The organism is Herminiimonas sp. (genome assembly GCF_030655415.1).
Genome location: NZ_JAURVN010000018.1, coordinates 205,468 through 218,200 on the forward strand (window position 1 = coordinate 205,468; position 12,733 = coordinate 218,200).

Annotated in this window: 11 protein-coding genes; 6 read left to right on the plus strand and 5 right to left on the minus strand. The window is 50.8% G+C overall.

Going from position 1 to position 12,733, the window contains the following annotated elements; all coding sequences use genetic code 11:
• Positions 1 to 57 precede the first annotated feature (57 nt).
• The 5 genes from Q7T66_RS17135 to Q7T66_RS17155 form a co-directional block, all read right to left on the minus strand.
• On the minus strand, positions 58 to 1,359 hold the full coding sequence (locus tag Q7T66_RS17135; protein WP_304934316.1) for an N-acetylmuramoyl-L-alanine amidase: 1,302 nt from the start codon (positions 1,357 to 1,359) through the stop codon (positions 58 to 60).
• Positions 1,323 to 1,808 carry a tRNA (adenosine(37)-N6)-threonylcarbamoyltransferase complex ATPase subunit type 1 TsaE gene (gene tsaE, locus Q7T66_RS17140; RefSeq protein WP_304934317.1) on the minus strand — a complete coding sequence of 162 codons (486 nt, stop codon included), beginning with the start codon at positions 1,806 to 1,808 and terminating at the stop codon, positions 1,323 to 1,325. Before tsaE ends, Q7T66_RS17135 begins: the two co-directional genes overlap by 37 nt.
• A 108-nt stretch (positions 1,809 to 1,916) precedes the next feature.
• Positions 1,917 to 2,807, minus strand: a complete 891-nt coding sequence (locus Q7T66_RS17145) for an AEC family transporter (protein WP_304934318.1) — start codon at positions 2,805 to 2,807, stop codon at positions 1,917 to 1,919.
• A 185-nt stretch (positions 2,808 to 2,992) separates the two neighbouring features.
• Positions 2,993 to 3,583 (minus strand): response regulator transcription factor, encoded by a 591-nt coding sequence (locus Q7T66_RS17150; protein WP_304934319.1) that lies wholly within the window; start codon positions 3,581 to 3,583, stop codon positions 2,993 to 2,995.
• A gap of 139 nt (positions 3,584 to 3,722) precedes the next feature.
• Positions 3,723 to 5,753: an ATP-binding protein gene (locus Q7T66_RS17155; RefSeq protein ID WP_304934320.1), complete on the minus strand. Its 2,031-nt coding sequence runs from the start codon at positions 5,751 to 5,753 to the stop codon at positions 3,723 to 3,725.
• Between the two features lie 211 nt (positions 5,754 to 5,964).
• Here Q7T66_RS17155 and Q7T66_RS17160 point away from each other — a divergent pair, with 211 nt between their 5' ends.
• From Q7T66_RS17160 to xerD, 6 genes are all read left to right on the plus strand, one after another.
• Positions 5,965 to 6,984 (plus strand): DctP family TRAP transporter solute-binding subunit, encoded by a 1,020-nt coding sequence (locus Q7T66_RS17160; protein ID WP_304934321.1) that lies wholly within the window; start codon positions 5,965 to 5,967, stop codon positions 6,982 to 6,984.
• A gap of 433 nt (positions 6,985 to 7,417) precedes the next feature.
• Positions 7,418 to 8,395, plus strand: a complete 978-nt coding sequence (locus Q7T66_RS17165; protein WP_304934322.1) for a tripartite tricarboxylate transporter substrate binding protein BugD — start codon at positions 7,418 to 7,420, stop codon at positions 8,393 to 8,395.
• A gap of 193 nt (positions 8,396 to 8,588) precedes the next feature.
• A complete protein-coding gene (locus tag Q7T66_RS17170; RefSeq protein ID WP_304934323.1) occupies positions 8,589 to 9,050 on the plus strand; it encodes a tripartite tricarboxylate transporter TctB family protein in 462 nt (153 codons plus the stop codon).
• 13 nt (positions 9,051 to 9,063) lie between these two features.
• Positions 9,064 to 10,566, plus strand: a complete 1,503-nt coding sequence (locus Q7T66_RS17175) for a tripartite tricarboxylate transporter permease (protein WP_304934324.1) — start codon at positions 9,064 to 9,066, stop codon at positions 10,564 to 10,566.
• 542 nt (positions 10,567 to 11,108) lie between these two features.
• Positions 11,109 to 11,606 (plus strand): methylated-DNA--[protein]-cysteine S-methyltransferase, encoded by a 498-nt coding sequence (locus tag Q7T66_RS17180; RefSeq protein ID WP_304934325.1) that lies wholly within the window; start codon positions 11,109 to 11,111, stop codon positions 11,604 to 11,606.
• Positions 11,606 to 12,607: a site-specific tyrosine recombinase XerD gene (gene xerD, locus Q7T66_RS17185; RefSeq protein ID WP_304934326.1), complete on the plus strand. Its 1,002-nt coding sequence runs from the start codon at positions 11,606 to 11,608 to the stop codon at positions 12,605 to 12,607. Before Q7T66_RS17180 ends, xerD begins: the two co-directional genes overlap by 1 nt.
• Positions 12,608 to 12,733: the final 126 nt, after the last annotated feature.

Here is a 12,733-nt window from a genome sequence, read left to right on the forward strand (position 1 = left end):
GCCGCGAATTTCGCGGCGTTTTTTATTTTTAGGTAGTTTTATTTACACCTGTCTGCACTACATCATTCTGCTTTTTGCCAGCGGTGGATTCTTCGCAAAGTATTTTTTGATACCTTGCGCAACAGCCTCGGCCATCCGGTCTTGATAAGCATCGTCATTCAATTTGGCTTCTTCAGCCGGATTGGAAATGAAGGCGGTTTCAATCAAGATGCTAGGAATATCGGGAGCCTTCAACACCGCAAAGCCTGCTTGTTCTACCGAGCCTTTGTGCAGGCGATTGATGCCGCCGATTTCATTCAATACGGCTTTTCCCAGCTTCATGCTGTCATTGATTTGTGCCGTCGTCGATAGATCGAGTAAAACACTGGCCAATTGCTTGTCGTGATTTTTGATGTTGGTGCCGCCTATCAGATCGGCGGCATTTTCCTTGTTGGCGAGCCAACGCGCAGCGGTTGAAGTCGCGCCTTTTTCGGACAAGGCAAACACCGATGAGCCATTTGCAGTTGCCTGCACAAACGCATCCGCATGGATGGATACGAATAGATCGGCTTGCACCTTGCGGGCTTTTTGTACGCGCACTTGTAGCGGCACAAAGAAGTCGCCATCGCGTGTCAACATCACGCGCATGTTCGGTTGTTGTTCGAGCTTTGCTTTCAAACGTTTGGCGATGGCCAGCACTATATTTTTTTCATAGCTGCCACCACGTCCCACTGCGCCTGGATCTTCGCCGCCATGACCAGGATCGAGTGCAATCGTCAGCATGCGCGTGACTTGTGGCGGACGACCGGACTTGGGCTCGACGTACGGCGGGCTGGCTTCTGCAGTCGGCGGCGGCATCGTATCGGGCGGCACGTCCAGCGACCATTGGCCTTTTTCAATCAGGGCCGCGATTGGATCTGGTGGATTGACTGGATACAGATCGAATACCAGTCGATGCTTGTATTCGCCGACCGGTGCCAGCGTAAACACTTGTGGATTCACTTCTTCTTTTAAATCGAATACCAGTCGCACGACTTTTGGACGGTTCTGGCCGACCCGCACTTGCTTGATGTAAGGATCGTTGGATTGAATCTTGGCGACCAGGCTTTTCAGCGTTGGACCGAGATCGATACCTTCTACATCCACCACCAAGCGTTCCGGATTCTTGATAATGAAGTGCGTCGTTTTCAGATCAGTGTCGTTTTCCAGCGTGACGCGTGTGTAGTCGTCAGCCGGCCATACGCGCACGGCCAGAATTTGCGCAGCGAATGCGTGCAGCGGAGTAAGCAGAGAAATCAGTAGCGTACCGCCAGCTTTAAGGACGGTGCGGCGCACTTTCGTGACTACAGGTTTGGAGCGAATTTCAGTCGGTTCAGACATTCAACACCTTGTTCAGACGACGCTTGCAATTCTACATCACGCCCTTCGCCCGCGACGCTGAGCGAAATATTGATGTCGGGAGGAGGCAACACCGTTTCGGCTTTTTCCGGCCATTCAACGATGCAAATTGTTTGATGATTAAAGTATTCGCGGAAGCCGGCATCGAGAAATTCTTCTGCGCTCGCCATCCGATACAAATCGAAATGGATCACGTTGACGGTTAGTCCATCGAACTCGATGGCGTACGGTTCGGCCAGCGTGTAAGTCGGGCTTTTCACATGACCATCGTGACCCATCGCATGCAGCATGGCGCGCGTGAGCGCGGTTTTGCCAGCGCCCAGATCGCCATGTAGATAGATCGTCAGCCCCGGCTGCACTGCGCGCGCCAATGCCGCACCCAAGGCAATGGTGCCGGCTTCTTCGTGCAAATGGGCGGTGAAATGTTGCATGCTTTTTCGTTTCGTCTGTGCGCGGCGTCAATTAATCAAATGTAAGGACTTTCTTACGATGTCATAGACAAAGCGTAGTTCCATCAAATTTAGTATCAGCTGTTTTCTTTAATGTAGCAGTGCCAGCCAAAGTGGCAAGGTTGCCATCGAAATCAAGGTGCCAGCAGAAATCAGGAAGGCGACAAACGGGCCATTGCCGCCCATGCGCACCGCCAATACATAGGCGCTCGATGCGGTCGGCAATGCAGCAAACATCACGACCATTTGCAAATGCAAAGGTGACAAGCCTAACCATACACCGAGCGCATATGTGATCGCCGGTACGGCGAACAGTTTGACGATCAGAAAATAAGCGGCGATACCTTTGGCTGCGTGCAAGCCGGTCAGTCGCAAACCGGCACCGACCATAATCAAGCCGAGCGCGATCGACGCATTACCAAGGCGCGACAAGAAGGCGCTGGCGATATCAGGTAAATGCAGACCGAGCAGATTGAATGCGACGCCGCTCAATGTGGCAACCAGCAGCGGATTCTTTACTAGTTCCAGTAGCAAGCCGCCTTTGTCTTTTACCAACGCGTGCACCGCCGCCATATTACACAGCGGGACCGCAAAGCCTATCGCCATACCCATCAGTGAGGTGCCTTCTTCGCCACCGAGGCGGCCCGCAATTGCGAGTGCGATGTAGGAGTTGAAACGGAATGCAGTTTGCACGCCCGATTCGAAAACCATAGGCTCCGCTTTGAATAGGGGCTTTGCCAACCAGCCCAGCAGAATGCCGGCAACACAGGCAGCGATGGCGACTTGCAGGAATTGGCCGGTCGCGCCGAAGTTGATCGGTGAACGTGCCGTGGAGTAAAACAGCAGCGCTGGAAACAGCACGTAGTAAATTATCTTTTCCATGCCGGCCCAGAATTCGCTGCCCCAATTCGTGACGCGCAACAGCGCGGCTCCGAACAGGATCAGCAAAAAATCAGGCAACAGAATATTAACGATATGCATGGGTAATCAGCGATGCGCTATGGTGCGAAACTGGTATCAATTAGTACGAAGAGTACGAAGAAATGAGCGTCGCTTAATGATAAAACCTGACTGCGAATTTCAGAGATGAGACTTGCATGCGCTTGGTCTTTGTCTTGTTTTTGTCTTCGCATCGCGCATGCCATTGCAAGAAAATAGGCTGAATTTTATTTCAACAAACGAGCCAGTTCGACTGCTGTCTTGACATTCATCTTGTCGAAAATATGTGCGCGGTGGACTTCGACTGTGCGCATGCTGATACCCAGTTTGTCTGCGATCACCTTGTTCATTTTTCCTTCAAGGATCAAGTCCAGTACTTCGCGCTCACGGGCCGACAAGGCCGACAAGCGAGTGTGTATCGCAGCGCTGCCGGCAGCTTGCTCGGATGCGGCTAATGCTTCTTGCACGCGATCCATCAGCTTGTTGTCGTTGAAGGGTTTTTCAAAGAAATCAAAGGCGCCGCGTTTCAGCGTATCGACTGCCATCGGCACATCGCCGTGGCCGGTCAGAAAAATAACCGGGAAGACTTGCGTCAGGTTGCGCGAAGAAAGCAGATCGAACAGCGCAATGCCACCGATATCCGGCATACGCACATCCAGCAAGACGCATTGTCCTTGCAGATTGATGCGCGGCATATTGTCCAGCGCGGCGAGAAAAGTCTTGCCGCTATCGTAAGCAGCAGCGGGGATGCCGCGTGATTTCGCCAGCCACATCAGCGAGTCGCGGATTACTTCTTCATCATCAATAATGTGCAACATTGAATATCCTGTCAGCCTGCTTGTAGCGCTTTAATGTGTTGTATGTTCTTTGTTGCTAGTCGGATTAGGCTTCGATATTTATTCAAGCGCATGTAAAAAAGATTGCGCAATCAATATCAAAAAACCCTTTTCTACATCGTCAATCTGCACGCATTGTCGTGTCGATCAGCTTATTTTGCAACGCCGGGAGCGAAAAACGGAATATTGTGCCGCCACCCGGATTGTCCACATGCGTCAGCGTACCACCGTGGAATTCGATCGCCGTGCGGCAAATACTCAAGCCCATACCCATGCCGTCTGCCTTGGTGGAGAAGAACGGCGAATACAGACGCTCGGCCACTTCCGGTGGAATGCCGTGCCCCTGATCGCTGATAGAAACCACGACATTGCGCTGATTGCTTGGATCAACGCTGGCGGCAATTCCCAGTACGCGTTTTTCTAGTGCCACGCCTTGCATGGATTCAATCGCATTACGTGTCAGGTTCAACAACACTTGTTCCAGCAATACTTGATCGGCCAGTATCGTCGGCAAGGTTGCCGGGATATCGACCTTGATGGAAACAAAGTATTTTTGCGCCTGCAACTCAACTAGCGGCGCCACGCTTTCTATTAATTCTGAAAGTGTAATGGCGGTGCGCATCGGTTCGCGCTTCTTCACGAAGGTGTGCACACTTCGAATAATCTGGCCGGCGCGCTGCGCTTGCGCGTTGGCTTTTTCCAATGCGTGCGTCAGCATATCGATATTGATTTCTGCGACACGCGGTTGTTCGCGCGCCAGAATATTCAGCGCGCCGGTGGTGTAGCTTGAGATCGCGGCCAGCGGTTGATTCAATTCATGCGCCAGTGTGGACGCGATCTCACCCATGGTCGCCAAGCGCGCGCTGGCTTGCAGCTTTTCTTGTTGCTGACGATTCAAATCTTCCACACGTTTGCGATCAGAGATGTCGAGGATGGAGCCCATCCAGCCTGTTTGCTTGCCGGTATCGTCGACTAGCGGCGATTCAAAAATCAGGACTGGAATGCGATGACCATCGGCATGCTGAAAAACAGTTTCAAATCCTTGCGGTGTCACCGTGCCGGCCACTACTTGTGAAAAGCGACGTTGATATTCGCCTATCGCTTCGGGCGCCCAATACGGCATGGGCGGTAGACGACCGACGATATCTTCGGCCGGGATGCCAACCATCTGCGAGAAAGCCGGATTCACATACGTCACGAGTCCATCCAGATCGCGTGCGCGCAAGCCGGTGATCAGGGAATTTTCCATCGCAGTACGAAATGCAATTTGCTCGCGCAACGCCATTTCCGCCGCAAGACGACGATTGATATCGCGCCACAGTGCAGTCAAACTCCATGCTAAACCAAGCGCCAACAGAATGACCGTGTCTACCAGCAAGCTAGGCAGCAACTTCGGCGCGCTCTTGGTACTGTTGGTACTCAACTTCAACGACACGCCGGCCAGATTGAGCGCGCGTCTATGTGTATATACACCGCGACCCGCGCCGCCTGATGCGCGTTTGTGAATGATGACGTCGTTGATATCAGTTAGCGCAATTTCATTGTCTTGCGCGAACCACCACGGCACCATGTCATCCAGAATGCTCGATGCCAGATAACTGGCGATGACGCTGCCGGTGTATTTATCGTCTACATACAGTGGCACGTGATAATCGAACATCACCGGGCCGCTGATATCGGCCGCTGGTTGGCTGTACATCGGAGTTTTGGTGGCGCGTGCACGTGCATCGGCTCTTTTCGATGCTGCTGACAGTTCATTTTTTGTGATCAGCGTTTCGTCCGTCGACGTGATCAAATTGCCATCTGCATCGAGCTCGATGATGCGGTGAATTTCATGATTGTTACGGATCAGATTGGCCATGCGTTCTTGTAAACGCGGGCCGGTCAGATAGCCGGAAATAATTTCCGACGCCATCAGATTCAAACTCTCTTCATTGCGCTGAAGCTGAAAGCGTATGGTTTGTTCTACCCACAATGAATCGGCAATCAGTTGCTCTTGACGCTCGCTCGCTTCCTGCTGCTTTTCATGCAGAGGCAGCCAGATCAGCGTGGTCAAAAACAGCAAGGCCAGCAGTAAAGGGATGAGCCAGCGCCACGCCTGTTTGCGGCTGGGGAAACCGAAGCTGGGGGAACGGGATTGGTTTGATATCATAAGTGTTTATATAAAATCCGCGCCGTTATGAAATTGCTAGGCGAGATTTTTGTAAATCGTTCGTGGTCTTGCATGACTAGCGATGCTGCTGTATTTTGACGCAGGCGCTCATGGTTACCTGTGATGATAATGTGGTTATCCACACTTGTGATGACGTGGACGACTGCGCATAGTACCAACAAAATTAAATCCGGAACCTTCTGACTGCGCGATGAGAATAGCAACAAAAATACATTTGATTGTGCTTAGCCTGACATTGTCGCTGGCAGCCACAATTGTATCTGCGCAAACCACGACTGTAATTAAATTCAGTCACGTTTCCGCCATTGATACGCCTAAGGGCCAAGCCGCATTGCGTTTCAAGGAATTGGTTGAGCAAGCGAGCCGCCGCCGCATACGCGTGGATGTCTATCCAAATAATCAGTTATATAAAGAGTCCGATGAACTTGAGGCATTGCAATTAGGTGCAGTGCAGATGGTGGCGCCGTCATTGGCCAAGTTGGCGCAATTTGGCGCGCAGGATTTTGAAGTCTTCGATTTGCCTTATTTGTTTGCCAATAGAGAAGCAGTCACTCGTGTCACCGAGGGTGCGATAGGCAAGACCATGTTGCGCAAGCTGGAATCGAAAAACATGGTTGGCTTGGCTTATTGGGATGGCGGCTTCAAGATCATGTCATCTAACAAGCCATTGAAAATGCCGGCTGATTTTGCTGGACTCAGAATGCGCATTCACTCTTCGCCAGTGCTGGAAGATCAGATGGAAGCCTTGGGCGCGATTCCGCAAATGCTGGATGGAAATGAAATTTATTTCGCCTTGCATAGCCGCATAGTGGATGGCGTGGAAAGTACACCTATCAATTTTTACGCAAGAAAATTATATGAAGTACAAAGTCATGTGACGGTATCGAATCACGGCTACCTCGGCAGTGCAGTCATCGTGAACAAAAAATTCTGGGATGGCTTGCCTTCCGAATTGCGCAAGACAGTTGATGACGCAATACGCGAGGCAACGATCTACGGCAATAATCTGGCCGCCCAGGAAAACGATGCCGCGCTTGAAGCAATCAAGAAAAGCAAGAAAACCACAGTCCACGTTTTGACAGACAAAGAAAATGCTGCATGGCGTCATGCCTTGCAACCAGTGCGCAAGCAGTTGGAAGGCAGAATCGGTAAAGCGATCGTGCTGGCCGTGACCAAGGAATCGGAAACGCGGCGCTTGCCCGAGCGCTGATTTTTCTTGCAAGCTGAGCGGCCCTTAAAACGCTATTACTTAATACGCTATTAATTATGCCGGTTGTTTAGCAGCGGATGATGAATTCGCTTTTTTGGTGCGCAATTTTCGTCCTTTTCCTTTGGAAAAATCGCTGTCAGAACCTTCTGCCATATCAGATTGAGCGTGGTATTTAACCTTTGTTGCGGGTAACAGATAAAATCGTTTAGTCTTGTTCGCGCAAGGCTCGTGAAAGGTTTCGTCAGTAAAATGTAAGTATTGAATTGAATTCAAGATGGGTGAGCAGTGCTTCGCTCATGAAATATCTGTTTCATGTAATGTCCTGGTATCTCTTTTTTAGAGGTTTTGATAGGATGCACAGGCAATAGGGTTTAAAGGGCTTATGTCCCAGCCCTCGTTTTTCCAATAATTATTAAATCTGGAGACAAATCAAATGAAGACCAAATTCTTGAAATCGGTTGCAGGATTCGCATTGCTGGCTAGCGCTTTCGCTCATGCAGCCGATCCTTATCCAAATAAAACCATCACGATGATTGTTCCGTTTGCTGCAGGCGGCCCAACTGATACCGTGGCGCGTTTGGTTGCGCAATCGATGACTACCTCGCTGAAACAAACAGTGATCGTTGAAAACGTTGGTGGTGCAGGCGGCACTATCGGTGCAGCACGCGTTGCCAAATCGGCGCCAGACGGCTACACCTTGTTCTTGCATCACATCGGTCAATCGACAGCGCCTTCGCTGTATCGCAAACTGAGCTACAACGCGATCGACGATTTTGAACCTATCGGTTTGATTACCGACGTGCCGATGACATTCATCGCACGTGGTGATTTCCCAGCCAAGGATTTCAAAGAACTGGTTGCTTACGTTAAGGCCAATAAAAACAAAGTAACTTACGCAAATGCTGGCGTTGGTTCCGCATCCCATTTGTGCGGCATGTTGTTCATGTCGGCAATCGATACCGAATTGACCACCGTGCCTTACAAAGGTACTGGTCCTGCGATGAATGATTTGCTCGGCGGTCAGGTTGATTTCATGTGCGATCAAACGACAAACACCACCAGCCAAATCAAAGGCGGCAAAGTCAAAGCATACGCAGTAACAACCAAAACACGCGTTCCTTCGCTGCCAAATATTCCAACCGCAAACGAAGCTGGTTTGCCTGGCTTTGAAGTAGCTGTTTGGCACGGTCTGTATGCTCCTAAAGGCACACCAAAACCAGTGATCGACAAAGTCGAAGCAGCTCTGCAAGTTGCATTGAAAGATCCTGTCGTCAAACAACGTTTTGCTGATCTGGGTACAGAACCAGTTTCTGCAGATCGTGCCACGCCAGAGGCTCTGCGCGCTTTCCTGAAATCGGAAATCGCAAAATGGAGCCCGATCATCAAGAAGGCTGGCGTCTACGCTGATTAATTGGCCGACTAATCACAATTTGAGATGTTGAAGTCATGGATCTAATAAATGACGAGATGCGCAGGCATCTCGTCATTTTGAATATGGGCTCGTTAATTTTATTGACAGGCAAAATCTGAAGTAAGCGTTTGTATTGGCCTGGCACCTGATTTCAATGTGCCGTGGAATCAAGTTTTAAGAGAAGGGGAGCACCTTGCCATCATTTATTCGACATCCCAAGGATTTCTGGACTGGGATTATTTTTCTGTTTATCGGCTTGGCCGCAATCATCATCGGCCGCGATTACAACATGGGTACTGCGGGCAAAATGGGTCCTGCCTACTTCCCGACGATTCTTGGTGGTTTGCTTGCATTGATAGGACTGGCCGCCACCGTGCGCTCGTTCTTCCGTGAAGGCGAAGCTCTCGAGAAATTTGCCGTCAAGGAAACGATCCTGATTCTGAGCGGCGTTTTGCTGTTCGGTTTTCTGATCCGTGGCGCTGGTTTGGTAGCGGCTATTTTTGCAATCGTATTGTTTAGTGCGTTTGCCAGCTCCAAATTTAAAGTGCTGCACGGCATTGCGCTGGCTACAGGGATGACAATTTTTGCGGTCGTCGTTTTCGTCAAATTGCTCGGCTTGCCGATTGCGATTTTTGGCCCATGGTTTGGCGGTTGAGAAGGTACTGACAATGGAATTATTTACTAATCTAGGGATAGGCTTCGAGACCGCCCTGTCTTTGCAGAATTTGATGTATTGCCTGATCGGCGTGTTTCTGGGTACAGCGGTTGGCGTGTTGCCAGGCCTCGGACCGGTTGCCACGATCGCGATGTTGTTGCCGGCGACGTTTGCCTTGCCTCCAATCGCAGCCTTGATCATGCTGGCTGGTATTTATTACGGCGCACAATACGGGGGATCGACAACTGCGATTTTGGTGAACCTGCCAGGGGAATCATCCTCGGTGGTCACCGCCATCGATGGTTATCAGATGGCGCGACAGGGACATGCTGGTAAGGCGTTGGCAACTGCAGCGATCGGCTCCTTCTTTGCCGGTACCGTTGCGACCATCTTGCTTGCTCTGTTTGCACCGCCGCTTGCTGATCTGGCTTTGAAGTTCGGCCCTGCGGAATATTTTTCGCTGATGGTATTGGGTTTGGTTGCTTCAGTTGTGTTGGCTAGCGGTTCGTTGCTCAATGCAATCGGCATGGTGATTCTTGGCTTGTTGCTGGGCTTGATCGGCTCCGACGTTAACTCCGGTGCGGCACGTTACACTTTCGACATGCCGGAACTGGCAGACGGCATTAACTTCGTGATCGTCGCGATGGGTATGTTCGGTATCGGCGAAATCATCCGCAATCTGGAGCATGAAGAAACCCGTTCGCTGGTAATGAAAAAAGTCTCCGGCTTGATGTTGAGCAAGGACGACATGAAGCGCATCATCGCGCCGATTCTGCGCGGTACTGCTCTGGGTTCTGCGCTGGGTATCTTGCCTGGTGGCGGCGCGATGTTGGCATCGTTTGCTGCGTACTCTATCGAGAAAAAAGTTTCGAAGAACTCTGCGCAATTCGGCAAGGGTGCGATTGAAGGTGTAGCAGCGCCGGAAGCGGCAAACAATGCTGGCGCGCAAACTTCATTCATCCCTATGCTGACTTTGGGTATTCCATCGAATCCGGTGATGGCGTTGATGATCGGCGCGATGATCATTCAAGGTATTCAGCCTGGTCCTGCCGTGATGACAGAGCAACCAACCTTGTTCTGGGGCTTGATCGCTTCGATGTGGATTGGTAACTTCTTCCTGATCGTGTTGAATCTGCCTATGATCGGTTTGTGGGTCCGCATGATTACCGTGCCTTACCATCATTTGTATCCAGCGATCCTGATGTTCTGTGCGATTGGCGTGTTCAGTTTAAATAACAGCGATTTTGATATTTATCTGATGGCCTTATTTGGATTGTTCGGTTATATTTGCGCAAAGCTCGATGCTGAGCCGGCTCCGATGTTGTTAGGTTTTATTATCGGACCGATGATGGAAGAATATTTGCGTCGCGCATTGTTGTTGTCGCGCAGTGATCCGATGGTGTTTTTGACACGTCCTATCAGTGCCACAATGTTGGCAATGGCGGCGTTAGCGTTGGCAGTTGTGTTGTTGCCCGCGTTGCGCAAAAAACGCGAGGAAGCATTCAAAGAAGAATAAAAGGCTAGTTACGTCGCTTCTCAGTCAGGGTTGGCGACAGTAGCAGAGGGCCGAGGAGACCTGTGTTTCACAGAAGCTGTTGAGAGGTAACTCATCAAACGGCCGGAAGCACAAAGCAAAATTCAAGGCGTGTCGAAAGACACGCCTTTTTTATTGCCCGCATATTTTTGAAAACAGTAAGCCAGACGTCGATACCCCAAATTCAACTACCCGGCAAGGCGTCTCTTTGCCATTTGTTGTTGTAAGGTGCGAGTAAGCATAATTGCTTGATTTCCCCGAAATTGATTTTTATAATGAGTCCGGCTTTGCTGCCTTGACCCGAAATGGTGCGCCTCGGTCTGCGCTACAGAATGGTTTGAGGGGAGCATACATACACACGACATCGATGTCGGACTAGTAGGGGAGACCTGTATCAATAATGGTGGCGATAGCAAAGCTATACGCCGCCTGGGGTACAGCAGATGTATTTGAGGGCGCATCGCGAGATGCGCCTTTTTTGTTTTATGCTCTGTGTTTATGCACATGTCTTTGGGCTGTATGCAATGAAGCAGACATCTTCCTCTTCCCTTTTTTCCGCGATTGTCGAAACCTCATTTGGTGCCGTTGGCATACGCACTGAAGATCGACTTGTGCGCGAACTGGTTTATTTGCCGGCCAGCTTCCACGAGAAAGAAGCGACCGATGTCGTGGCCGAGCGCGCAGCGAAGCAAGTTGAGCGTTACCTGAGCGATCCCGATTTTCAATTCGATCTGCCGCTGACACAGATAGGCACACCGTTTCAACAAAAAGTCTGGGCTGCTATTTCTGAAATCCCGCGCGGCAAAGTACTTACCTACGGTGATGTTGCCAGACGCGTGCAATCGGCGCCGCGTGCGGTTGGGCAAGCTTGCGGCGCGAATTGGTTTCCCTTGGTGATTCCATGTCATCGTGTGACTGCTGCGGGTGGGCTGGGTGGCTTCTCGCATCACGATGATGAAACCGGATTTCATGTCGGCGTAAAGCGCTGGCTGCTCACGCATGAAAAAGTCGCGGGCTACTGATGAGTTCTACTATAAAAACTGCTACTGCAAAAAAGACCGCCAACAAGTCAGTCAAGCAGGTCGCGCGCGCTACGGCCAAAGTAAGTAAAAATTCAGCGAATGCCGAAGCTTTGATCAGTCAGCCGCAGATTGAGGAATTCTGCGACACCTTGTGGCTGGAAGACGGTCTGGCAAAAAATTCTCTGGATGCTTATCGACGCGATTTGAGCTTGTTCGCAGCCTGGTTGCAAGCCGAGCGCGGCAAGACCTTATTGGCTGCGCATGCCGACGATTTGAATGCCTATTTTTTTGCGAAACATGAAAGCACCAAAGCCACTTCATCGAATCGTCGCTTGGCAGTACTCAAACGTTTCTACCAGTTAGCCTTGCGCCAAAATCGCATCAGCGACGATCCTTGTCTGAAAATGCGCTCGGCCAAGCAACCGCCTCGCACGCCCAAGACTTTATCGGAAGCGCAAGTCGATGCCTTGCTGGCAGCGCCTGATGTGACGACACCGCTCGGTCTGCGTGATCGCACCATGCTGGAGTTGATGTATGCCAGCGGTTTGCGTGTGACGGAGTTGGTGCTGCTGAAATCGATAGAAGTTGGCATGAACGAAGGCGTGCTGCGCATTACTGGCAAAGGTAGTAAAACGCGGCTGGTGCCGTTTGGCGAAGAAGCGCGAGCGTGGATAGAACGCTATCTAAAAGAAGCGCGTCCTGTGATCCTGGATGGGCAGATAGACGATGCGCTTTTTGTCACTGCGCGCGGTGGGCCAATGACGCGGCAGATGTTCTGGACGCTGATCAAGAAGCACGCGGCAGCCGCTCAAATCAATGCGCCGCTATCACCGCATACCTTGCGCCACGCATTCGCCACGCATTTGCTGAACCATGGTGCCGATTTGCGCGTAGTGCAGTTGCTGCTCGGGCATTCTGATATTTCGACTACGCAGATCTACACCCATGTGGCGCGCGAGCGCTTGAAGCTTTTGCATCAGATGCATCATCCGCGTGGTTAAATTTTCAACTTTCTGCCGGTAGTGAGTTATTGCGAAAAGCAATAAAATTGGCTGAAGTTGTATGATTTTAATAGGTAATTTCTTGATTTCTTGAGTGCCAAGAGAGCGGCGGCGCCGTCTGTTTTC

What these genes read in the sequence shown, in the direction of transcription:
- tsaE (WP_304934317.1), bottom strand. Translation starts at nt 1,808, where the DNA reads ATGCAACATTTCACCGCCCATTTGCACGAAGAAGCCGGCACCATTGCC.
- Q7T66_RS17175 (WP_304934324.1), top strand. Translation starts at nt 9,064, where the DNA reads ATGGAATTATTTACTAATCTAGGGATAGGCTTCGAGACCGCCCTGTCT.
- Q7T66_RS17150 (WP_304934319.1), bottom strand. Translation starts at nt 3,583, where the DNA reads ATGTTGCACATTATTGATGATGAAGAAGTAATCCGCGACTCGCTGATG.
- Q7T66_RS17160 (WP_304934321.1), top strand. Translation starts at nt 5,965, where the DNA reads ATGAGAATAGCAACAAAAATACATTTGATTGTGCTTAGCCTGACATTG.
- Q7T66_RS17155 (WP_304934320.1), bottom strand. Translation starts at nt 5,753, where the DNA reads ATGATATCAAACCAATCCCGTTCCCCCAGCTTCGGTTTCCCCAGCCGC.
- Q7T66_RS17165 (WP_304934322.1), top strand. Translation starts at nt 7,418, where the DNA reads ATGAAGACCAAATTCTTGAAATCGGTTGCAGGATTCGCATTGCTGGCT.
- Q7T66_RS17145 (WP_304934318.1), bottom strand. Translation starts at nt 2,807, where the DNA reads ATGCATATCGTTAATATTCTGTTGCCTGATTTTTTGCTGATCCTGTTC.
- xerD (WP_304934326.1), top strand. Translation starts at nt 11,606, where the DNA reads ATGAGTTCTACTATAAAAACTGCTACTGCAAAAAAGACCGCCAACAAG.
- Q7T66_RS17135 (WP_304934316.1), bottom strand. Translation starts at nt 1,359, where the DNA reads ATGTCTGAACCGACTGAAATTCGCTCCAAACCTGTAGTCACGAAAGTG.
- Q7T66_RS17180 (WP_304934325.1), top strand. Translation starts at nt 11,109, where the DNA reads ATGAAGCAGACATCTTCCTCTTCCCTTTTTTCCGCGATTGTCGAAACC.